Consider the following 22,580-nt stretch of genomic DNA (forward strand, 5'->3'; position numbering starts at 1 on the left):
CGGGCACGCTATTCCACCCGGCGAGGCCGTTCTTGATGCAGATCAAGGCGACGTCAAGGCGGGGGAATCCCGGACGTTGCCAGTGACGCATCATGCTGCCGCGCGCTGATCCTGCGTGCGGTCCTCGATGATGCTGAGCAGATATTTCGGCTCGCCCTCACCGATCGAGACTGGCAGCCGGCGCACGACGATGTCGCGCGGACCGTTTCCGGGCGTGAGAATGCTATGGGCTCGCGGCTCATCGTCGCCGCGCCCTGCGAGCTGTTCGCGGGCGGCTTCCTCGAGGATCGCGCCGGTCGGCGGGGAGAACAGCTCGGCCGGCGTGCGGCCGATGATGTCCGTGCGTGGCACGCCGAACAGACGCTCGGCGGCGCGATTGACGAACATGTAACGCAGCGACTGCGCCTCCTTGGCCAGCACCGCCTGCGGGATGTTCTCGAGCAGTGCGGCGAGGAAGTATTCGGCGCGCGCGAGCTTGCGCTCGGCCCGGCGCTGCGCGGTGAAGTCCTCGTGCGTGGCGATCCAGCCGCCGCCATCCACAGGGCGTTCCGAGATGCGGATGATGCGGCCGTCGGCGAGCTCGACCTCGAAGATCTCGGCCCGGCGCTCCTTCATGCGCTCGCGGAGCGCGGCGAGATATTCCGACGGCTTCTCCCGCAGCAGACCGACCTTGGCGCGATGCGCGAGGATCTCGCGCACATGTGCACCGGGTTTTGCGATCGAAGCTGGAACGTTGTACAGCCTGCGGAACTGGTCGTTGACCATCAGCACGTAGCCGAAGCTGTCGAGCATGATCAGGCCCTGGGGCATGTTGGCGACCGCCGCATCGAGCCGCTGCTGGCTGCTGATCGCGCCCTGCTCGAGCTGCTCGTGCTGGCGCAGGATGTCGGTGTACTGGCGCTCGATCTCGACCTCGTGCTGCTCGAGCTCATGCAGGCGGAATGCACCGTCCTGATAGGTCGCGACGGCCTGCGCGACCCGTCCGATCTCGTCATGGCGCCGCGCGTGCGGAATCTTGAGCTTGATGCGGCCGGCGGCGATGCGGTCGGTGACGCGGGCGATGTCGAGCAGCGGCATCAGCACGCCCCAGCGCAGCGCCAGCGCCGCGGCCGCGATCAGCGTGATGATCACCGCTCCGAGCGCCCCCAGATAGAACGCGGCCATGCCGCGCGCATCGGCCGTCTCGCCGAGCTCGCGGGTGCGGTCGGCATAGAGCCGCGACAATTTCTCGAGGTCCTCGTTGAGCGCGGTGCGCACCGCGCGATTCTCGTCATTGTCGCCGAGCTCGCGCGCCGCGGACGATCCGACCGAAATCGTCTGCCGCGCCATCTCGGTGCGGAATGCGACGAATTGTTCGATCCGCTTCTTGAATGGGGCGAACAGCGCGGCGTCACCGTCGGCGACCTGGGCTTCCCACTCCTCCACCACCTTGCTCAGCTGCGCCAGCTTCACGAGCTGCGCATCGGCATAGCGCCGCGCGACGGTGCGGTCCGCCGACATGTAGATGCCGCGCGATTCCATCACGACCGCGTAGATCAGCGCGTTGGTCCGCTCGGTGTTGCGGGACGCCGCGGCAAGCGCTTCGAGTCGGTCATAGAACAGGCGCTGCTCGCGCAGCGCCGACAGCGCGCCCAAAGTGGACAGCATCACCAGGACGGCGAATGCGGCCGCAGCCGCCGAGATCTTGTCGTTCAGGCTGAACGACGGCAGCGACCTGTTGAACCGGCGCAATAGCTCACGCATGGCGGGCTCCCTCGATGAAGCGCAACCATCAGACGCAAGATGCGTAAACAACAAGTTCCGATTGGTGGAACAGGCACGCAACCAATCGTTAACCAAGTCCGATGCCGGACGAGGCCTGACTGCCGCGGGGCAGGGACGCTCAGCAGCGCGCGTGTCGTCTACTGCCTGAGCATGATCAGCGGATTGGCGCTGTCGGGCACGAGCCGCCACTGCGCATTGTCGTCCGCTTCGAACCGCCAGGTCTCGCCACGGTCCGACATCAGCATCATCTGGCCATGCTCGAGCCGCCATTGGCTCGGTGCGAACGCCGCGACGGCGGGATCGCATTTCGGCTTCACGAACACCTGGAAATTATCATTGCCGGCGTCGTTGTTGGTCAGCACCAGGCTGCAGATCGTGGCGCCGTTGCCGCGGACCATGGCCCAGTCGCCGATCATCTGGTCCATGGATTTCGCCAGCGACCGCGCCGCCGCCAGGTTCTGCAGGATGTAGACGCCCTCGCCCTGACGCAGGCCTTCGAAGATGCCGGCCTCGACCTCGGTGAAATCGATCACCGCCTCGCCATTGGCGGCCTGGAGGCTGACGATGTCGAGGCCCTTCACGTTCCAGCCGGCGATGTCCTTGGTGAAGGGCAGCGCCGTGGCGCAGCTCGGCTCCAGCTCGAGCTTCTGCCCGCGCGGCGCGACGTCCGGCTTCAGGGTCACGACGCAGGTCTTGCTGCGCTCGGTGGTCGCGAGCTCCCACTGCCCGATCATCGCCTTCTTCAGGCTGGCGGCGTCTTGTGCGACGACAGGGACGCCCGCCACCGACAGCAGCGCGATCAGCAATGGGAGCAGACGTTTCATCGGCGACCTTTCACCGGCGTTTCCGGAACGGGCGTCAGCGGCGGCTTGCCGGCAAACCAGACCTTGAGGTTGTCGACCACCAGCTGATCCATTGCGTTGCGGGTTACGATGGCAGCCGAGCCGATGTGTGGCAGCAGCACGACATTGTCCATCGCCTTGAGCGCGTCCGGCACCGCCGGCTCCTTCTCGAACACGTCGAGGCCGGCGGCGAGAATCGTGCCGGACTTCAGCGCTTCGACCAGAGCCTGCTCGTCGATGACCGAGCCGCGGGCGACGTTGACGACGACGCCGCGCGGTCCGAGCGCCTTCAGCACCTCGGCGTTGACGATTTTGTTGGTGCCGGCACCGCCAGGCACGATGACGACCAGCGTGTCGACGTCCTTGGCCATCGCGAGCAGGTCGGGATAGTGTTTGTTGGCGACGCCCGCCGCCGGGTTGCGCGAGTGATAGACGACGGGGACGAGCGACGCTTCGAGCCGGCGCGCGATCGCCTGGCCGATGCGGCCCATGCCGACCATGCCAACGGTGCGGTCGCGCAGCGAGCCGACGCTGAGCGGATAGGGCTTCTCGCTCCACTCCCCCGAACGAACGAAGCGATCGGCCTTGATGAATTCGCGGCACGTCGCGATCAGGAGCCCGAGCGCCACGTCGGCGACCTCCTCGGTCAGCACGTCCGGTGTGTTGGTGACGATGATGCCGTGCTGTCCGGCGTGCGCGGCTGCGATGTGGTCGTAGCCGACGCCGAAGCTTGCGATCATCTCGAGCTTCGGCAGCATCGCCATCACGGCGGCGTCGGTCTTCACGGTGTGGAAGGTCACGGCGATGCCGCGGATCCGGCCCTTCACGTCCGCCGGCAGCGCTTCGAGATCGGCCTGCGTCGTCGCATGGTGCACGTTGAAGCTGTCCGGGAATCCTTTTTCCAGGATCGGCCGCAGCGGCCCATAGACCAGAACATCGATCTTGTCAGACGAAGTCGCCGCCATCAGTTGTCCTTTCCAAGCGCGCTCTCATGCCAGCGCCGTAAAACGAGGTGCGAAACTAGCGCCAGCAAGCCATAAATGACAATCCCGGCGACCGACAGCAGCACCAGCGCTGCGAACATGCGGGGTATGTTGAGACGATAGCCGGATTCCGCGATGCGATAGGCGAGACCGGATCCGGCACCAGCGCTGCCCGCCGCGATCTCGGCGACGACCGCGCCGATCAGCGACAGGCCGCCGGCGATGCGCAGGCCGCCGAGAATGTAAGGCAGCGCCGCCGGCAGCTTCAGATAGCGCAAGGTCTGCCAGCGCGAGGCGCCATAGAGCTGGAACAGCCCGGCGAGATTGCGATCGACCGAGTTGAGGCCGAGCGCGGTGTTGGACAGCACCGGGAAGAAGCCGACGATCCAGGCGCACACGACGACCGCCGTCTGCTGCGGCAGATAGATCAGGAGCATCGGCGCAATCGCGATGACCGGTGTCACCTGCAGCACGACGGCATAGGGAAACAACGCCCATTCCAGCCATTTCGACTGGTTGAACAACAGCGCCAGCGCGATGCCGCCGAGCGCTGCGGCGATGAAACCTTCGAATGTCGTGATCAGGGTCGTCAGCAGCGATTGCGCGAGAATGTCCCAATCGGCGACAAGCGTCTTCAGCACCAGCAGCGGCCCGGGCAACACATAGGGCTGGATGCCGTTGAGGCGCACAACCAGCTCCCACGCCGTCATCGCAGCGACGAACACGATCGCGGGAAAGGCGAGGCTCGCAAGCCGCGCGCCCGAGAGGGACGATTCTCGACCCTGCATGCTCACAGCGCATGCACTCCGGTATAGGCCGGTGCGAGCGCGCCAGAGACCCGGCGGCAATCATCGGCATAAGCCGGCGAGGCACGGAACGCATCATCGCGCTGGTCAGCGTCGATCCTGATCTCGGCACTGAGCCGGCCGGGTCGCGCCGTCATCACCAGCACGCGCTGCGACAGATAGACCGACTCGAACACCGAATGGGTGACGAACACGACCGTCATGTTCAGCCTGCGCCACAGCTCCAGCAGATCATTGTTGAGGCGGAAGCGCGTGATCTCGTCGAGGGCAGCGAACGGCTCGTCCATCAGCAGGATGCCGGGGTGCGTGACGAGCGCGCGCGCCAGCGAGGCGCGCATCTTCATGCCGCCGGATAGTTCGCGCGGAAAGGCGTCGGCAAAATCAGCGAGACCGACCTGCTCGAGCGCCGCATCGATCCTTGGACGCGCCTGGCTCGCCGGCACCCGCGCAAGCTTCAACGGCAGGCCGACATTGTCGCGCACGCTGGTCCAGGGCATCAGGGTCGGCTCCTGGAACACGAAGCCGACGCGATCGCCGGGATGCGCCTCTGACGAGGCGGCGACATCCACCGTCCCGGCGCTTGGCGCCACCAGACCCGCAATCAGGCGCAGCGCCGTCGACTTGCCACAGCCGGAGGGGCCGAGCAGCGAGACGAATTCGCCTTTGGCGATGGTCAGATCGATCGGCCCCAGCGCGGCGACGCCGGACTCGTACACCTTGGTGACGCCGCGCAGGCATACCGCGGTCGCAACGGCGCGCTCGGACGAAGGGGGTGAGCTCATTTGCTGAAAGCGCCGCTCGAGCGTCCTACTTCTTCGGCCGGAGATCGATGCCGACGCCCTTGTTGACGAAACGCAGCGTATACGACTTGCGATAGTCGATCGTCGACTTGACGACGCCGGCCCGCACCATCTTGTCGAAGAAGCTGGCGACGCGCTCGTCCGTCATGGCGCCGATGCCCTTCTCCACGCTGTCGCCGGAATCGACGATGCCGTACTCCTTCATCTTGGCGACCGAATAGGCAAGGAGATCATCGGTCATCTCCGGGTTCATCTTCTTGATCAGCGCGTTGCCCGCGGAATTGTCGCCGTAGATGTAATTGTACCAGCCGATGATCGAAGCATCGACGAAACGCTGCACCAGGTCCGGCTTGCTCTCGATGAGGTCGCGCCGCGTCTCGATCAGGGTCGAATAGGTGTTGAAGCCGTTGTCCGCGAGCAGGATCACGCCGGGCTTGAAGCCGGCGGCGCGCTCGACCGCGAACGGCTCCGACGTGACATACCCCTGCATTGCGCTCTGCGGCGTAGCGATGAAGGGCTGCGGATTGAACGTGTAGGGGCGGACATTCTTCTCGGAGAAGCCGTATTCCGATTTCAGCCATTGATAGTAGCTGGAGATGCCTTCCTTGGAGACGAACAGGGTCAGCGGCTTCAGCTCCTCGAGCTTGGTGATCCTGGACTCCGGATGGGTCAGGAACACCTGCGGATCCTTCTGGAACATCGCCGCGATCGACACCACCGGCACGTTGTTGGCGACGGCGTCGAACGACATCAGCGTATTTGCGGCCATGAAGAACTCGATCTTGCCGGAGATCAGCAGCATGCGGTTGTTCTCGTTCGGACCGCCCGGCACGATCGTCACGTCCAGTCCGTAGCGCTTGTAGGTGCCGTCGGCGACCGCCTGGAAGAAGCCGCCATGCTCGGCCTCGGCAACCCAGTTGGTGCCGAACGAGACCTTGTCCAGCATCTGGGCCTGAGCCGCCGAGATCAGTCCGGCTACGACCAGCGATGCCGCCATTAACGTTCGCGACAGAAGCGCCTGCGCCATGTCTGGTCTCCCCGGTTCTTTCTGGCTGAACATGCTAAGATCAATCGGTGATAACTACCCTGCCCGACGGACGAAGGAAATGGCCCGCGCGATGACCGTGCCGCCCCGCGACTGGACCGAGCTGCACTGGCCGGATTTTGGAGCGCCCGACTCGGGAACGCCCGAGACCGCGCGCTGGATCGCGGTGCTGCCGCTCGCCGCCACCGAGCAGCATGGGCCGCACCTGCCTCTCGGCACTGACGTCTACATTGCCGAGGCTTATCTCGCGCGCGTCCGCGCGCTGCTGCCGCCGGCGCTGCCGGTGACGGTGCTGCCGGTGCAGCCCGTGGGGATCTCGACCGAGCATATCGACTATCCGGGCACGCTGACCGTGCCGACGGAGGTCGCGCTGCGGAGCTGGCGTGCTCTCGGCGACAGCGTCGCGCGCGCTGGACTCAGGAAGCTCGTGATCGTCACCAGCCATGGCGGCAACAGCGCTGCGATGACCCTGGTCGCGCAGGATCTGCGCGCTGATCACCGCATGCTGGTGGTGACGACGTCATGGTCGCGCTTCGGTGCGCCCGATGGGTTGTTCTCGGCCGATGAGCTGCGGCACGGCATCCACGGCGGCGCCGTCGAGACCTCGATCATGCTGGCCTGCCATCCCACGCTGGTGCGCAGCGATGCCATCGCCGCTTTCCCCTCGCGCGGCGCTGAAATGGAAACCACCTGCAAGGTGCTCTCGACGCAGCGGCCGGCGCCGATGGCCTGGCAGACGCAGGACCTGAATGCGAGCGGTGCGGTCGGCGATGCCACGCAGGCGTCGGCGGAGAAGGGCGAGCGCGTGCTGGACCACGGCGCGCGGGCGTTCTGCGCGCTGCTGGAGGACGTCGATAACTTCGACGTGAACACGCTTCGCCGCGGCCCGTTGCCGGGCTGCTGAACCGAGGCCAAGCCCCTGTATCAACGAACGAATTTTCAGGGCGCCGGGCACCTCATCCGGCGATTCGAACCGGTTTCGAAAAGGCTCCGTCCAATTTGGCAAGCGGCCGACGCCGGCCGCCCCAATAGCAAACAGGAGCCTTCGACCATGTCGATCAAGACCAAGATTGCCGCCCTCGCACTGACCGCGCTCGCCGTCACCGGCAGCATCGCGGCGACGTCGACGCCCGCTGCGGCCAACGGCTTCCACCATCATCACTGGGGCTGGGGCGTCGGTGCCGGCCTCGTCGGAGCCGCCGTCGTCGGCAGCGCCATCGCCGCCAGCAACGACGGCTACTATTACGGCGGTGGCTATCGGTACTGCCGCTGGGTGCCGCAGTACAACGTCTACGGCCAGTATGTCGGCCGCGTCAGGGCCTGCGGCTATTGATGCTGGGCGCTCGCCTCGCCCCGCCCAATCACGGCCAAGGCCCGCCTCGCCCCATCCGCCACGGCCGGGCTTCCACCTGCCCCGATCCGCGATCTCGACAACCCGCCCGGCCGCCCCGGGCGGGTTTTTTGTTGCGCAGGCGCCACACCCGCAATCAGAAACCGAATGAACCAGCCCTGCGCTTGCTGTTGCGAATTAATCGCAATATAAATCATCCCTAAATCGCCGCAGCTCATCCACACTTCCGATCGAACATCATCTACTCCGTAATCTTCTCGTGACTGTGCGCGGGCAATCAGGTGTGACGTTGCCGGTGTCGTCGTGTGCCTCGCCTTGGGAATCTGCTGCCATGATCCGTTCGAACTGCACCCGGGAGACGATCGCGACCGCCGCCATGATCGCCGCGCTCGCCGCCCCCGCTGCTGCCGCCGACCTGCCGGTCAAGGCCCGGATGGCACAGACGGTGTTCGACTGGACCGGCCTCTATGTCGGCGTCCATGCCGGCTATACCCGTGACCATGCCCGGGCGACCCTGACCGACCCGAGCGGGACGGCCAGCGCCGGCAGCCCGTTCAGCGGCCTCACCGGTGGCGCGCAGGCCGGCTACAACTGGGTCACCCGCTCCGGCCTGCTGCTCGGGCTCGAGGGCGATTTCAGCTTTCCGAACTATCTCACCTCCAACCACACCGTCGCGATGCTGGGCACACCCGGCTCGAACGTCTCCGAGCTGTGGGACTATGTCGCCACCGCCCGCGGCCGGGTCGGCTACGTCAGGGGCGACTGGCTGGTCTATGCCACCGGCGGCCTGGCCTGGACCGGCGGCCGCTTCATCAACACCACTGCGGCCGGCGACACCGAGAAGCTGCTGACGACGCGGCTCGGCTGGGCCGCCGGCGCCGGCATCGAGCGCAGCTTTGCGCCGCATTGGAGCTGGCGCCTCGAATATCTCTACAGCCATTTCGAGAACGCCGGCGTCCGCTTCTCCAACGGTGCCAGCTACAATTCCGCGCTCGAATTCCAGACCCTGCGGGTTGGGCTCAACCGCAAGCTGGACTTCGCCGGCGGTCCCGATCTGAAGCTCAAGAGCGATCCGTCCGATCCCGAATCCGACCGCTGGGAGATCCACGGCCAGGCGACCGTGATCGGCCAGGGCTATCCGGCGTTCCGCGCCGCCTACACCGGCGCCAACAGCCTGACGCCCGCGCGCCAGTTCCAGGAGACCTGGAGCAATAGCCTGTACATCAACGCGCGGCTGTGGGATGGCGGCGAGGTCTATTACAATCCCGAGCTGCTGCAGGGCTTCGGCCTCAGCAACACCGTCGGCCTTGGCGGCTTCTCGAATGGCGAAGCGCAGAAGTCCGACTTCCCCTATCCGCATTACAACACCTCGCGCCTGTTCCTGCGCCAGACCTTCGGCTTCGGCGGCGAGCAGGAGCTGCTCGGCAGCGGCCAGTTGCAGCTATCGGGCAAGCAGGACGTCTCGCGGCTCACCGTGCAGGTCGGCAAATTCCCCGTGCTCGACGTGTTCGATGGCAATGCCTACGCCAAGGACGCGCGCAAGGACTTCATGAACTGGTCGGTGTGGGCGCCCGGCGCCTTCGACTACGCCGCCGACAAGCTCGGCCTGACCTACGGCGCGACAGCCGAGCTCAACCAGAAGAGCTGGGCGCTGCGCGCCGGTTATTTTCTGGTCGACGCGACCTCGAACTCGAACAATTTCGACATGAAGGTGTTCAAGCGCGGCAGCTACGTCGTCGAGCTGGAGACGCGCTATCAACTGTTCTCGCAGCCCGGCCATCTGCGCACCATCGGCTTCTTCAACAATACCTTCTCCGGCAGCTACCGCGAGACGCTCGACAATCCCGCGCTCAACGCCGACATTACCCAGACCCGTCGCGGCCGCAGCAAATACGGCTATGTCGTCAGCTTCGACCAGGCGGTGACGGACGATGTCGGCCTGTTCGGGCGCTGGAGCTGGAACGACGGCAAGACCGAGATCATGGCGTTCACCGACATCGACAACAGCCTGTCGCTGGGCACCTCGATCAAGGGCACCCGCTGGGGCCGTCCCGACGACACGATCGGCCTCGCCGGCGTGACCAACGGCCTGTCGCGCGACCACCGCGCCTTCCTCGCCGCCGGCGGCCTCGGCCCCTTGATCGGCGACGGCGCGCTGAACTACCGGCGCGAGAGCATCATCGAGGCCTACTACGCCTATTCCATCAACAAATACCTGACCTTCACCGCCGACTACCAGTTCGTCAACAACCCCGCCTACAACGCCGACCGCGGCCCGGTGTCGATCTTCTCGGGGCGCTTGCACGGGGATTTCTGAGGAGCGGTCGCGCAGGCGTTGCGCCCTGCGGCCTGACGCCAGTGAGAGCCGAAACTGGCGCTCCACAAAAGGTGTCGTCCCGGCGAACGCCGGGACCCATACCGCGGACGCCATCGAGGGACCTCGCTGGCAGTTGTCCTGCCTGATCGTCAGCGCCCGTGGTGGCGGCAATTCGTCGCCGTTCCGAGTGCCTTCGATAGATCGCGCGGTATGGGTCCCGGCGTTCGCCGGGACCACACCGGAGGTTCAGGAGCTGCCCGTGCCTCAAGCGAACCAGCCTCCCACTTTCAGCCCTCCCATGCACGCCACCTCCGCACACCGGCATTGGGCGCTTGCCGTCCCCATATGCTAGGACCTGTCCCCATCCTGCCCCTCCGGGCGCCAGACAAGGTCGAAATGCTCTCCGTCGAACTCGCCATCATCGTCGTCCTCATCGTCGTCAACGGACTGTTATCCATGTCCGAACTCGCGATCGTGTCGTCGCGTCCCGCGCGGCTGGCGCTGCTGGCGGAAAAGGGCGTTTCCGGCGCCCGTCGGGCGCTCGCGCTGGCGTCCGATCCCGGCCGGTTCCTCTCGACGGTGCAAATCGGCATCACCCTGGTCGGGGTGCTCTCCGGCGCATTCTCCGGCGCCACGCTCGGCCAGCGCCTGACGCAGTCGCTGCTGGAGCTCGGCCTGTCGGCTTCCGTCGCCGACATCGTCGGCGTCGGCCTCGTCGTCACCATTATCACCTATGCCACGCTGATCGTCGGCGAGTTGGTGCCGAAACAGCTCGCGCTGCGTGATCCCGAGGCGATCGCCGTCCGCGTCGCGCCGGCCATGCAGTTGCTCGCCAAGGTGTCGCTGCCGCTGGTGGTGCTGCTCGACCTTTCCGGCAAGCTGATCCTGACGCTGCTCGGCCGCTCCGGCGAGGCCGAGGAGAAAGTGTCGGAGGAAGAGATCCATCATCTGGTGCGCGAGGCCGAGACCGCCGGCGTGCTCGAGCCAGGCGAGAAGGAGATGATCGCCGGCGTGATGCGGCTCGGCGACCGTCCGGTCGGCGCCATCATGACGCCGCGGCCCGAGGTCGACGTCGTCGACCTCAACGACGACCCCAAGGCCATTCGCGAACTGCTCGCCAAGAGCCCGCATTCGCGCCTGCCGGTGTCGGACGGCGAGCGCGACCGTCCGATCGGCGTGCTGCAGGCCAAGGACCTGCTGGCGGCGTATCTGCGCGATGAGACGCCGGACCTGCGCAGCCTGGTGCGCGAGGTGCCGATCATTCCGTCCACCGTCGATGCGCGCGACGTGATCGCCATCCTGAAGGTGGCGCCCGTGCATATGGGGCTGGTGCACGACGAATACGGCGCGTTCGAAGGCGTGGTGACCGCGGCGGATATCCTGGAGTCGATCGTTGGCGCGTTCTCCTCCGAGGAGGGCCCGCCCGAGCCGGCCTGCGTCCGCCGTGACGACGGCTCGCTGCTGGTCTCCGGCTGGATGCAACTCGACGAGTTCGCCGACGTGCTGGCGATCGAGGTGCCGCCGCATCGCGGCTATCACACCGTCGCAGGCCTCGTGCTGCAGCACTTCGGCAGCGTGCCCGAGGTCGGCCAGAGCTTCGAGCTGCAAGGCTGGCGCTTCGAGATCATCGACCTCGACGGCCGCCGCATCGACAAGATCCTGGCGACGAGGCTCGCGCCGGACGGCGGCGAGCCGAACGTGGGGTGATTGAGCCCCACTGCTGCGGCCCGACCAGTGCGCTCCCTCTCCCGCTTGCGGGGGAGGGTTGGGGTGGGGGCGCCACAGCGGCAGTCGCTCCCGGAGCATTCCCTACCCGCATCGCACCTGACGATGCGATGCGACCTCCCCCGCAAGCGGGGGAGGCGCTGACCGTCGTCGGCGCGACAGATGTGACCCGGCGTCTCCGTACCGATGGAGCCCCAAGCCAAGCCGCATCTGCGTTCGACTAGCCTCGTCGCGGGAACGTGAAGAGGCTGCCTGCGTATCCTTTGATAGGCCGGACCGAGAGGCCGGATCCCGACCGCTCCGCTTGATATCAAACCATCACACAGGGCACTTAGGGTGCGGATTCGGCCGGCACTGTCCGGCCGACCAGCCCTCAAGCCACGACACGGCCACGTCCGCAGCCTCCGCCGATGGTTGCGGCCGACCAGACGAGACATGCCGATGCTGCTCCGGGACATCAGGACGACCGTGCTGCGCGAAACCGTGCGCCCCAATATCTGGGACGTCGTCGCGCTGATCATCGTGGTCGGCGCGATGGTGCTGATCGTCTATGGCGGCGAGCAGACCACCCAGCCCTTGTCCGCGCTCGACACCGCCCCTGTCTCGCTCGATCCGTCCAACCTGCCGCTCTACGCGCTGCGCACCACCTTGCGCATGCTGCTCGCCATCGCGTGCTCGCTCGTCTTCACCTTCGTCTATGCGGCGCTCGCGGCCAAGAGCCGGCGCGCCGAGATCGTGCTGATCCCGCTGCTCGACATCCTGCAGTCGGTACCGATCCTCGGCTTCCTGACCTTCACCGTCGTGTTCTTCATGAACCTGTTTCCGGGCCAGGTGCTGGGCGCCGAGCTCGCCTGCGTGTTCGCGATCTTCACCAGCCAGGCCTGGAACATGACCTTCAGCATGTACCAATCGATGCGCAACGTGCCGAAGGACCTGGAGGAGGCGACGCGCAGCTTCCACCTCTCCGGCTGGCAGCGCTTCTGGCGGCTCGACGTGCCCTATGCGATGCCCGGCCTGATCTGGAATGCGATGATGTCGATGTCCGGCGGCTGGTTCTTCGTCGTGGCGTCGGAGGCGATCACGGTCGGCAACACCACCGTCACCCTGCCCGGCATCGGCTCCTATGTCGCGCTCGCCATTCAGCAGAAGGATCTGGCGGCGATCGGCGCCGCGCTGCTGACCATGCTGCTCGTCATCACCGCCTATGACCAGCTGCTGTTCCGCCCGATCGTGGCCTGGGCCGACAAATTCCGCTTCGAGCAGACCGCCTCCGGCAATCCGCCCACCTCCTGGATGCTCGATCTGTTCCGGCGCACCCGCGCCCTGCGCTCGCTGTCGATGCCGTTCGCTGCGCTCAACCGCACCTTCTCGAACCTGCGGATCAACTGGCCGAAAGCCTGGAGCGGCCCCGTGCGCCACGCGCCGCCGTCGCAGATGGTCGACGGTCTCTGGCTTGCCGTGGTCATCCTCGGCTGCATCTATGCCGGCTGGAAGACCTATCTCTATCTCTCGGCGACGCTGGCGCTCACCGACGTCCTCACCGCGATCGGCTACGGCCTGATCACGCTGATCCGCGTCGCGGTGCTGATCGCGCTGGCGTCGCTGATGTGGGTGCCCGTCGGCGTCTGGATCGGGCTGCGGCCGAAGCTCGCCGAGCGCATCCAGCCGCTGGCGCAATTCCTCGCCGCCTTCCCGGCCAACCTCGCCTTCCCGGTGTTCGTCGTGCTCATCGTGCGCTTTCGCCTCGACGCCAATGTCTGGTTGAGCCCGCTGATGATCCTGGGCACGCAGTGGTACATCCTGTTCAACGTCATCGCCGGGGCCAGCGCCTTCCCGACCGACCTGCGCGAGGCCGCCGCGAGCCTGCATCTCACCGGCTGGCGCTGGTGGTTCAAGGTCGTGCTGCCCGGAATCTTCCCCTATTACATCACCGGCGCCATTACCGCCTCCGGCGGGTCGTGGAACGCGGCGATCGTCGCCGAGGTCGCGAGCTGGGGTGATACCCATCTCACCGCAAGCGGGCTCGGCGCCTACATCGCTGCGGCCACCGAGCACGGCGACTTTCCGCGCGTCGTGCTCGGCATTGCCGTGATGTGCATTCTCGTCACTCTGTTCAACCGGCTGCTGTGGCGGCCGCTCTATGCCTTCGGCGAACGCCGGCTGCGGCTCGGCTGACCGGGAGAATTGTCATGCGCGACCAGGTCAAGGACTCATCGCTGATCGAGATCAAGAGCGTCAGCCGGCTGTTTCCCAAGGGCAGCGGCGAGGATCTCGTCGTGCTGGAGAAGGTTGACCTCACGATCCGCGCCGGCGAGATCGTCGGCCTGCTCGGACGCTCCGGCTCCGGCAAGTCGACGCTTCTGCGGATCATCGCCGGCCTGGTGTCGCCATCCTCGGGCGAAGCGCGCTGCCGCGGCGAGATCATCGCCGGCCCGCCCGTTGGTGTCGCCATGGTGTTCCAGTCGTTCGCACTGTTTCCCTGGCTGACCGTGCTGCAGAACGTCGAGCTCGGCCTCGAGGCGCTCGGTGTCGACAGCGCCGAGCGGCGCAAGCGCGCGCTGGCCGCGATCGACCTGATCGGTCTCGACGGTTTCGAATCCGCTTTTCCAAAGGAGCTCTCCGGCGGCATGCGCCAGCGCGTCGGCTTCGCCCGCGCGCTGGTGGTGCATCCCGACCTGCTGCTGATGGACGAGCCGTTCTCGGCCCTGGACGTGCTGACCGCCGAGACACTTCGTACCGACCTCGTCGATCTCTGGACCGACGGGCGGCTGCCGATCAAGTCGGTGCTGATGGTGACGCACAACATCGAGGAAGCGGTGCTGATGTGCGACCGCATCCTGGTGTTCTCGTCCAATCCCGGCCGCGTCGCCGCCGAGTTCAAGGTCGACCTGCCGCATCCGCGCAACCGGCTCGATCCGGCGTTCCGCCAGCTCGTCGACAGTCTCTATGCCCGCATGACGCAGCGGCCCGAGCCGAAGCTGCCGAGCACCGCCAGCGCCGGCGTCGGCATGGTGCTCAGCCACGTGTCGTCGAACTCGATCTCGGGCCTGATCGAGACGCTCGCCGGCGAACCTTATAATGGGCATGCCGACCTGCCGGTGCTGGCGGGCCATCTGCAGCTCGAGGTCGACGAGATCTTTCCCTTGGCCGAGGCGCTGCAGCTCCTGCGCTTCGCCCAGCTCAGCGAAGGCGATCTGACCCTGACCGAGGCCGGACGGCGGTTCGCGCATCAAGAGACCGACGAGCGCAAGAAGCTGTTCGCGCAGCATCTGATGGAGAACGTGCCGCTGATGGGGCTGATCCGCCGCGTGCTCGACGACCGCCCCTCGCACGCCGCGCCGGCCGCGCGCTTCCGCATCGAGCTCGAGGACTACATGTCCGAGCACTATGCCGACGAGACGCTGCACACCATCGTATCATGGGGCCGCTACGCCGAGCTGTTTGCCTATGACGAGCAATCCGAGACCTTCAGCCTGGAAAACCCGCATTGAGGCCAGCGGCGTCACGGCGCGATCGTCAGGGTCGCCTTCATGTTGGGGTGAAAGCGGCAGTAGTAGTCGACCTTGCCCGCCTTCTTGAGGACCGAACTCACCGTCTTGCTCGGCGGCAAAATGACATCGAATGCGCCATCCCGCGCCGTCGCCGTATGAGCCAGCGCATCCTTGTTGACCCATTCGACGGTGTCGCCGACCTTGGCCGAAGCCGCGGCCGGCGAGAATTCGAGCTTGTCCACCACGATCCGGATCGTGGCCGCGCGCGCCGGAACGCTCACGGCGGCGAGCACAACCATGCTCACGAGAGTGATGCGTCCCGACAGCATGGGATCGTCCTACTTCAGATCCGCCGCGACATGCTCGGCGTGCTGCTCGTGGCCCTGGAACAGCTTCAGGCCGGTCTGCAGCAACTCCTTCAGCTCGGCGTTGGTTGCGGACGGAATGAGCTGCGTCTCCAGCGCGCCGTTCACCGTCTTGTGGTAGGCGACCTCGTTGGCGATATAGGCCTTGTCGAAGGCCGCGCCCTTGAGCTTGCCGAGCTCGTCGAGCTTCTCGCTCGCCTGCTTCGACAGTGCGCGGCTGGTGTCGTTATCCTCAGGCGTGACTTTCAACTTCTTGACGAGGGCGAGGGCCTGCTTGTTGACCGCCTCGTGGTCACGCACCATGCCTTGGGCGAACTCCTTGACTTCCTTGCTCCCGGATTTGTCCAAGGCCTGCTTCGCCGCCTTGATGTCGATTTCGCCGGCTGTGTAGGCGATATGCGCGATCTGCGGATCGCTGAGCTTGGCGCCGTGCGACAGGGCGGCGCTGCTCGTGACGCAGAGCGCGACGGCGATCGTGCCGATATGCTTGAACATGGTTCTCATCTCCTGTGGCGCCGGACCTCGTGGCCGGCGGGTGAATGGCTGCACAGGGATTGGATGAAAAGCGGGAGCCGACGTTCCCGGGAATCTTCACGCCGGACGTCGAAGACGATCGAGCACGGCGTCGGTCAGCCGCTCGCAACGCGGGCCGGCGAAGGGAAACGCGTCCAGAAGGACGGGACCGATCTGCTTTTCGACGTTCTCGCGCAACATGCCGCGGGCGCGATGCAAGCGCGTCTTGACGGTCTCGGGCTTCAATCCGAGCAAGTCCGCCGTCTCGTCGATGCTCATCTCCTCGATCGCGCGGGCGATGAACACCAGGCGAAACGGCTCGGACAGGTCATCGATCGCCCGTTCGACGACGGCCTGGATCTGGCGCTGCGCCACAGACTTCTCCGGATCGCTCGACGTAGCGGGAAATTGGATCACCTCGGCCCCTGGCCTGTCTTGGTGCTGCACATCCAGTTGCAGTGCGGGCCGTTGTCCGCGCAGGCGTCCCATCGCCTCGTTCATTGCGATGCGGACCAACCAGGTCGACAGGCTGGACTGGCCGCGAAACTCGTCGAGATGGGTGAGCGCCCGGACATAGGTCTCCTGCACGACGTCCTCCGCCTCACTGTCATTGCGCAGGATGCCGCGGGCGATCCGGAACAGGCGACGGTTGTTGGCCTGGAGGATGGCTCGGATGGCGGTCTCGTCCCGGGCTTTTGCCCGTCGGATCAGGTCATCCTCGCCGCTCGTCGCCGCGGAGACTGTGGTCGCTGTGGTCCAAGGCATTGTCGATCATCCAAGCTGAGCACGCGTGGCTTAGATGGAATTGGAGCCGGAAGGTTCCCAAGAACAATCACGCAAGGCGTTTTACTGCACCGCCGCGAACGTATCGGCTCGCGCCATCGCCCAGGCGTCGCGGAAGCGGACGTCCTGGGTGCCGTCGAGCAGCTCGCCAGGACGCAGCGCCGGATACAGCTTGGCAAACGAGGACACCTCAGTGGTCGACGTCCGCTGTGAGAAGTGGATCGGCCGCAGGTCCTGCGGATGTTCGAGACCGGCGGCGGCGAGCAGCTCGGCCAGCGCATGCAGGGTCGCGTGATGATAGTTGTAGACGCGGTCGAGCTTGTGCGGGACGACCAGCGCGCGAGCGCGCGTCGGATCCTGGGTGGCGACACCGGTCGGGCATCTGTCGGTATGGCAGCTCAAGGACTGGATGCAGCCGAGCGAGAACATGAAGCCGCGCGCCGCGTTGCACCAGTCGGCGCCGATCGACATCGCGCGCGCCATGTCGAACGCGGTGGCGATCTTGCCGGAGGCGCCGATCTTGATGCGGTCGCGGATGCCAAGGCCGACCAGCGCATTGTGCACGAAGCTGACGCCCTCGCGCATCGGCATGCCCAGATGGTCCATGAACTCGAGCGGCGCGGCACCGGTGCCGCCTTCATTCCCGTCGACCACGATGAAGTCGGGATAAATGCCGGTCTCCAGCATGGCCTTGCAGATCGCGAGGAATTCCCAGGGGTGGCCGATGCACAGCTTGAAGCCGGCCGGCTTGCCGCCCGACAGTCGCCGCATCTCGCTGATGAACTGCATCATGCCGATGGGCGTCGAGAACGCGCGATGCGCCGGCGGCGAGATGCAATCCTCGCCCATTGAGACACCGCGGATCTTCGAGATCTCCTCGGACACCTTGGCGGCCGGCAGCACCCCGCCATGGCCGGGCTTGGCGCCCTGGCTGATCTTGAGCTCCACCATCTTGATCTGGTCGTGGCTCGCGACCCGCGTGAACGCCTCGGGATCGAACGTGCCATCATGACGCCGGCAGCCGAAATAGCCGGAGCCGATCTCCCAGATGATGTCGCCGCCCATTTCGGCGTGATAGGGACTGAAGCCACCTTCGCCGGTGTCGTGGGCGAAGCCGCCCTTCTTCGCCCCGCCATTGAGGGCACGCACCGCATTCGGGCTCAGCGCGCCGAAGCTCATGGCGGAGATGTTGAACACCGAGGCCGAATACGGCTTGGTGCAATCCGGACCACCAATGGTGATGCGGAACTTCTCCTCCGCTTGCGGCTTGGGAGCGATCGAATGGTGCATCCATTCGTAGCCCTCGCGGTAGACGTCCTCCTGGGTACCGAACGGGCGCTTGTCGAGCTCCATCTTGGCGCGCTGATAGACCACCGCGCGGGTGTCGCGCGAGAACGGCATGCCGTCCTTTTCGCTCTCGAAGAAATACTGCCGCATCTCGGGCCGGATCTCTTCGAGCAAGAACCGCATATGCGCCGAGATCGGATAATTGCGCAGCACTGCGTGGCTCTTCTGCACGAGATCGCGGATGCCGAGCAGGGTGAGCGCACCGAAGATCAGCAGCGGGATCAGGACCAGATCGAAGATCTTGCGGTCGTAGATGCCGAGGATCAGCAGCAAAGCGGTCGCCGTGGCGCAGATCGTCAGCACGATGAAGCGCGGCGAGAACGGGAGCAGCAGCGTATCCATGGAAGGCCTCGGGGCGGCTCGTGGAAGGTCCGGTGTCACGATAGTACTGCTATCGCGAAGCAATCGTTACACAAGCGCGCGCAATCGGCCATTGATGATATCACGACGTCGATAGCCCCAGGCTATCGTCTGCCGCGCCGCAAGATCGAGCCGCAGCGCCGGGCGGGCCTCCGAGACTCCCCCGGCGCCGTTACAAGTTGCTCGAAGGCGGCAGCCGCTTACCCTTCCGCAAACAGCCCCGAATGCGCCTCGCGCAACTGACGCTTCAAGAGCTTGCCGCTGGGATTCTTGGGCAGCGCATCGACAAACACGATCCGCTTCGGCGTCTTGAACGAGGCCAGCCTGGTCGAAGCCTGCTTGAGCACCGCCTCCTCGGTCAGCTCGCAGCCGGACTTGACCACGACCATCGCCACGACCGCCTCGACCCAGCGCGGATGCGGCAGGCCGACGACGGCGACCTCCGACACTTCCGGGATCAGATACAGCGCCTCCTCGACCTCGCGGCTGGCGACGTTCTCGCCACCGGTCTTGATCATGTCCTTCTTGCGATCGACGATGGTGATGTAGCCTTCGTCGTCGATGGTCGCGAGATCGCCGGAATGAAACCAGTCGCCGTGGAAGGCGGCGGCAGTGCGCTCGTCGTCATGGAAGTAGCCGAGCATCAGATGCGGCGAGCGGTGTACGACCTCGCCGACCTCGCCCGGGGCGACATCATTCATGTCGTCATCGACGATCCGGGTCTCGACGTTGAGCACGGCGCGGCCGCAACTGCCCGGCTTGCGCAATTGATCGTCGGGTCCGAGCATTGTCGCCAGCGGCGCGATCTCGGTCTGGCCATACAGGTTCCACAGACGCACCTTCGGCAGCCGCTGCGCCAGCTCGCGCAGCACCTCGACCGGCATGATCGAGGCGCCGTAATAGCCCTTGCGCAAAGTGGACAAGTCGGTGGTCTCGAACAGCGGCGAGCGCAGAATCGAGATCCACACCGTCGGCGGCGCGAAGAATGAGGTGATGCGATATTTCGCGATCAGCGGCAGCAGATTGTCCGGCGTCGGAAACGCGGTGATGATGTTGGTGGCGCCGACATAGATCGACGGCCCGAAGAACACGTCGAGCTGCGCGCAGTGATACAGCGGCAGCGCGTGGAGGGTGACATCGTCGGCGGAAATGCCGGCATCGACGATACAGCTGACATACTGCCAAATGACGGCGTCATGGGTCAGCATCGCGCCCTTCGGCAGCGACTCCGTGCCGGAGGTGTAGACGATCTGCGCGACGTCGCCTCCGGCGATCTCGGCGGCAGGCACCGTCGCCGTCGAGGCCGCGAGCTCGGCAAAATCGATCATGTCGGCCTGCCGCTCGCTCGAACCTTCCGACGGCAGCCAGATCAATTGCTCGACCGCCGGCACCAGCGCCTTGGCAGCACGTGCCACGCCGGCAAAGCCGCTGTCGGTCGCGAGCAGCCGCGCGCCCGCATGCTTGAGGATGTAGGCGACCTCCTCCGGCTTGAGCATGAAATTGATCGGCACCAGGACAGCGCCGAGCCGCGCCAGCGCGAAGCGCAGGGCGGCAAAGGCATGAGAGTTGCGCGCGAGGATGGCGACCCGCTCGCCCTTGCCGACGCCGCGCGCGGCGAGGCCGGCCGCGAGGCGGTCGACGATGGCGTTGAACTCGGCGTAGGTCCAACGCGTATCGCCGCAGATCACCGCCGTCTTGCCTGGCGTGCGCGCCGCGCTCCGCCGCAGGAGGTCACCGAGCGTCTGTCTGCGAACGATGGAATCCATGGCCGTACCCCTCATTGTATCGGGGATGGCCGCCGCTCGGGCAATCCAAGTCCCCTCCCTGTGTCGCGCCGGACGTCTGCAGGTCCGGTCTTGCTGCCGAAAATCGCACGGCCGCTTCGAAACGCGCAAGGAGGATATTGCCAACGAAAAGAGCGCCCCGATTGCGTCGAGGCGCTCTTTCGAAAGTGTCAAAGTCGGAAGCTTGGCGGCTCAGCGCTCGACGAACGCTTTCTCGATCACGAAATGGCCGGGTTCGTTGCCGCTGCCTTCGAGGAAGCCGCGGGATTCGAACATGGTCTTGAGCTCCTCCAGCATCGCCGGGCTGCCGCACATCATGATGCGGTCCTTGGCGATGTCGAGCTCATGCTGGCCGATATCGTTGAACAGCTGCTGCGACGAGATCAGGTCGGTGATGCGGCCGCGGTTGCGGAACGGCTCGCGGGTGACGGTCGGATAATACTGCAGCTTGCCGTCGAGCAGCTCTCCGAACAGCTCGTCCTCGCGCAGCTTGGCGACGACGCTCTCGCCATAGGCGAGCTCGGCGACCTGGCGGCAGCCGTGGACCAGCACGATACTCTCGAAACGCTCGTAGACGTCGGGATCCTTGATCAGGCTGGCGAACGGGGCAAGGCCGGTGCCGGTCGACAGCAGCAGCAGCCGGCTGCCGGGCAGCAGGTTGTCGGGGATCAGCGTCCCGGTCGCCTTGCGGCCGACCAGGATGGTGTCGCCTTCCTTGATCTTCTGCAGCCGGGAGGTCAGCGGACCGTCCTGCACCTTGATGCTGAAGAACTCGAGTTCCTCCTCGTGATTGGCGCTCGCCATGCTGTAGGCGCGCAGCAGCGGGCGGCCCTCGACCTCAAGGCCGATCATCGCGAACTGACCATTCTGGAAGCGGAAGCCCGCATCGCGGGTGGCTCGGAAGGAGAACAGGGTGTCCGTCCAGTGGTGAACGGAAAGAACTTTCTCTTTATAGAACGCGCTCATGTCGTTTGTTTTTTCACGTGGGCTGAAGTTGGAAGAAACAAGTCGTGACGGAGGCAGGACCGCAAAAACCCTATAGATCCAGCGATTTCGGCGCCTGATGTACGTGAAAACAGCGAATAATCAACCCGCGTGGACGCACCATTGATCACGATCAAATGCATGCCGGCTGATGCCCGGAATCGCCTCGATCGGCCGTTCATTCGCACACAAACGATGTGGGTAATTTACTTGCCGAGATTCCGATTTTCCAGCACTTTAATTCCGCACCTCCGGCCCAATCCTTGAGCAATGATTAACCATCCGCAGACCCAGCTCGCCGCCATCACCCGCTATTGCGCCGAACGAGGCATCGCGCTCGACGTGCGGGAGGACGGCTGGTTGCTGGTGCTCGAGGATGCCACCCGGCGTCACCTGATCTTCGGCTATGATCTCGGCCTGAACAGTGCGGTGGCGCACAGGCTGGCCTGTGACAAGGCGGCGACCTCGGCGCTGCTGAGAGCCGACGGGATTGCCGCGGTTCCACACGCATTCTTTCTGGCGCCGGTCCTTGGCGGCCAGTCCGGCCAGACGGCCGAGGCCGTGCTGGCGCTGCTCGAAACGCATCCGCGCGGGCTGGTGGTCAAGCCCAACGAGGGCACCTCGGGGCGGTCGGTGGTCCGCGTCACGGCGAAGGATGACCTGCTGCGCGCAGTGAACGGCATCTTCGAGACCGACGCGAACGTCGCGATCGCGCCGCTCATGGACATCATCGACGAAGTCCGGGTCGTGCAGCTCGATGACGCAGCCATGATCGTCTATCGCAAGCAGCGCCCCATCGTGATGGGCGATGGCGTCAAGTCGCTCCGCGACCTCGCGCTGGCGGCCACTCCGGCCGCGGGACACGCGCAACTCCTGCGGCGCCTCGACGCGGAATTCGACGCGTCTGCGCTGCGCGCCGTCGTGCCGCGTGGCGAGCAGCGCCTGCTGAGCTGGCGCCACAATCTCGAATTCGGGGCTCAACCCGAGCTGCTCGAACCCGGCGCGCAACGGGACCTCTGTGCTGCGCTCGCCACCGCGGCGGCGCGCGTCATCGGCATCCGCTACGCATCGGTCGACCTCGTGCTGGCCGATGGACGCTGGCAGGTGCTCGAAATCAATTCGGGCGTGAAGATGGAGGCGCTCGGCCGGCATGCGCCGGAGCTGGTCGAGAGCACTTATTTCGCCGCGCTCGACACCATCTTCGGCAGAGGCCCACCGAAATGACGCGCGGCCGGCGGCCCGATCTCCAGCAATAAGATTTCTCTGGCCTCGATCAGGATGAGGGATTAGTCTCCGGTCCAAAATAAACAGTATACTGTC

19 protein-coding genes are annotated in these 22,580 nt (G+C 65.6%); 7 read left to right on the forward strand and 12 right to left on the reverse strand.

Features of this window, described 5'->3' with window-relative positions; translation table 11 throughout:
* Window positions 1-90 precede the first annotated feature (90 nt).
* The 6 genes from QX010_RS28960 to QX010_RS28985 form a co-directional block, all read right to left on the reverse strand.
* Window positions 91-1,743: a PAS-domain containing protein gene (locus tag QX010_RS28960; protein ID WP_316183138.1), complete on the reverse strand. Its 1,653-nt coding sequence runs from the start codon at window positions 1,741-1,743 to the stop codon at window positions 91-93.
* Between the two features lie 158 nt (window positions 1,744-1,901).
* Entirely contained in the window at window positions 1,902-2,498 is a 597-nt protein-coding gene (locus QX010_RS28965; RefSeq protein WP_315800906.1) for an AprI/Inh family metalloprotease inhibitor, read from the reverse strand.
* An 86-nt stretch (window positions 2,499-2,584) separates the two neighbouring features.
* Entirely contained in the window at window positions 2,585-3,571 is a 987-nt protein-coding gene (locus QX010_RS28970) for a 2-hydroxyacid dehydrogenase (RefSeq protein WP_315800526.1), read from the reverse strand.
* Window positions 3,571-4,377, reverse strand: coding sequence for an ABC transporter permease (locus QX010_RS28975; RefSeq protein ID WP_315800527.1), 807 nt, complete (start codon window positions 4,375-4,377; stop codon window positions 3,571-3,573). The genes QX010_RS28970 and QX010_RS28975 overlap by 1 nt, the downstream gene beginning before the upstream one ends.
* Before the next feature lie 2 nt (window positions 4,378-4,379).
* A complete protein-coding gene (locus tag QX010_RS28980; protein ID WP_316183139.1) occupies window positions 4,380-5,177 on the reverse strand; it encodes an ABC transporter ATP-binding protein in 798 nt (265 codons plus the stop codon).
* 25 nt (window positions 5,178-5,202) lie between these two features.
* Window positions 5,203-6,192, reverse strand: a complete 990-nt coding sequence (locus tag QX010_RS28985; RefSeq protein ID WP_315800907.1) for an ABC transporter substrate-binding protein — start codon at window positions 6,190-6,192, stop codon at window positions 5,203-5,205.
* 109 nt (window positions 6,193-6,301) lie between these two features.
* Here QX010_RS28985 and QX010_RS28990 point away from each other — a divergent pair, with 109 nt between their 5' ends.
* The 6 genes from QX010_RS28990 (at window position 6,302) to QX010_RS29015 (ending at window position 15,124) form a co-directional block, all read left to right on the forward strand.
* Entirely contained in the window at window positions 6,302-7,144 is an 843-nt protein-coding gene (locus QX010_RS28990) for a creatininase family protein (RefSeq protein ID WP_410051988.1), read from the forward strand.
* Window positions 7,145-7,291: 147 nt separating this feature from the next.
* Window positions 7,292-7,573 carry a hypothetical protein gene (locus tag QX010_RS28995; protein ID WP_315752260.1) on the forward strand — a complete coding sequence of 94 codons (282 nt, stop codon included), beginning with the start codon at window positions 7,292-7,294 and terminating at the stop codon, window positions 7,571-7,573.
* 349 nt (window positions 7,574-7,922) lie between these two features.
* The gene (locus QX010_RS29000; RefSeq protein WP_316183141.1) at window positions 7,923-9,908 is read left to right on the forward strand and encodes a carbohydrate porin; all 1,986 of its coding nucleotides are present in this window, start codon (window positions 7,923-7,925) and stop codon (window positions 9,906-9,908) included.
* Between the two features lie 396 nt (window positions 9,909-10,304).
* On the forward strand, window positions 10,305-11,615 hold the full coding sequence (locus QX010_RS29005; protein ID WP_315800530.1) for a hemolysin family protein: 1,311 nt from the start codon (window positions 10,305-10,307) through the stop codon (window positions 11,613-11,615).
* A 459-nt stretch (window positions 11,616-12,074) separates the two neighbouring features.
* Entirely contained in the window at window positions 12,075-13,808 is a 1,734-nt protein-coding gene (locus tag QX010_RS29010; RefSeq protein ID WP_316183162.1) for an ABC transporter permease subunit, read from the forward strand.
* A gap of 14 nt (window positions 13,809-13,822) precedes the next feature.
* The gene (locus QX010_RS29015) at window positions 13,823-15,124 is read left to right on the forward strand and encodes a nitrate/sulfonate/bicarbonate ABC transporter ATP-binding protein (protein WP_316183142.1); all 1,302 of its coding nucleotides are present in this window, start codon (window positions 13,823-13,825) and stop codon (window positions 15,122-15,124) included.
* An 11-nt stretch (window positions 15,125-15,135) separates the two neighbouring features.
* On the opposite strand, the gene QX010_RS29020 is transcribed toward QX010_RS29015, so the two are convergent.
* The 6 genes from QX010_RS29020 to QX010_RS29045 form a co-directional block, all read right to left on the reverse strand.
* Window positions 15,136-15,453, reverse strand: a complete 318-nt coding sequence (locus tag QX010_RS29020; RefSeq protein ID WP_316183143.1) for a cupredoxin domain-containing protein — start codon at window positions 15,451-15,453, stop codon at window positions 15,136-15,138.
* Between the two features lie 9 nt (window positions 15,454-15,462).
* Window positions 15,463-15,984, reverse strand: coding sequence for a DUF4142 domain-containing protein (locus QX010_RS29025; protein WP_316183144.1), 522 nt, complete (start codon window positions 15,982-15,984; stop codon window positions 15,463-15,465).
* A gap of 96 nt (window positions 15,985-16,080) precedes the next feature.
* On the reverse strand, window positions 16,081-16,767 hold the full coding sequence (locus QX010_RS29030; RefSeq protein ID WP_316183145.1) for an RNA polymerase sigma factor: 687 nt from the start codon (window positions 16,765-16,767) through the stop codon (window positions 16,081-16,083).
* Between the two features lie 81 nt (window positions 16,768-16,848).
* The gene (locus tag QX010_RS29035) at window positions 16,849-18,474 is read right to left on the reverse strand and encodes an FMN-binding glutamate synthase family protein (protein WP_316183146.1); all 1,626 of its coding nucleotides are present in this window, start codon (window positions 18,472-18,474) and stop codon (window positions 16,849-16,851) included.
* Window positions 18,475-18,692: 218 nt separating this feature from the next.
* Window positions 18,693-20,258 (reverse strand): acyl-CoA synthetase, encoded by a 1,566-nt coding sequence (locus QX010_RS29040; RefSeq protein ID WP_316183147.1) that lies wholly within the window; start codon window positions 20,256-20,258, stop codon window positions 18,693-18,695.
* A gap of 210 nt (window positions 20,259-20,468) precedes the next feature.
* Entirely contained in the window at window positions 20,469-21,242 is a 774-nt protein-coding gene (locus QX010_RS29045) for a ferredoxin--NADP reductase (protein ID WP_315715287.1), read from the reverse strand.
* A gap of 288 nt (window positions 21,243-21,530) precedes the next feature.
* On the opposite strand from QX010_RS29045, the gene QX010_RS29050 reads away from it, so the two are divergent.
* Window positions 21,531-22,484, forward strand: a complete 954-nt coding sequence (locus QX010_RS29050) for a RimK-like protein (protein ID WP_316183148.1) — start codon at window positions 21,531-21,533, stop codon at window positions 22,482-22,484.
* Window positions 22,485-22,580 lie beyond the last annotated feature (96 nt).

Source organism: Bradyrhizobium sp. SZCCHNRI1009, assembly GCF_032487575.1.
Classification (GTDB): domain Bacteria; phylum Pseudomonadota; class Alphaproteobacteria; order Rhizobiales; family Xanthobacteraceae; genus Bradyrhizobium.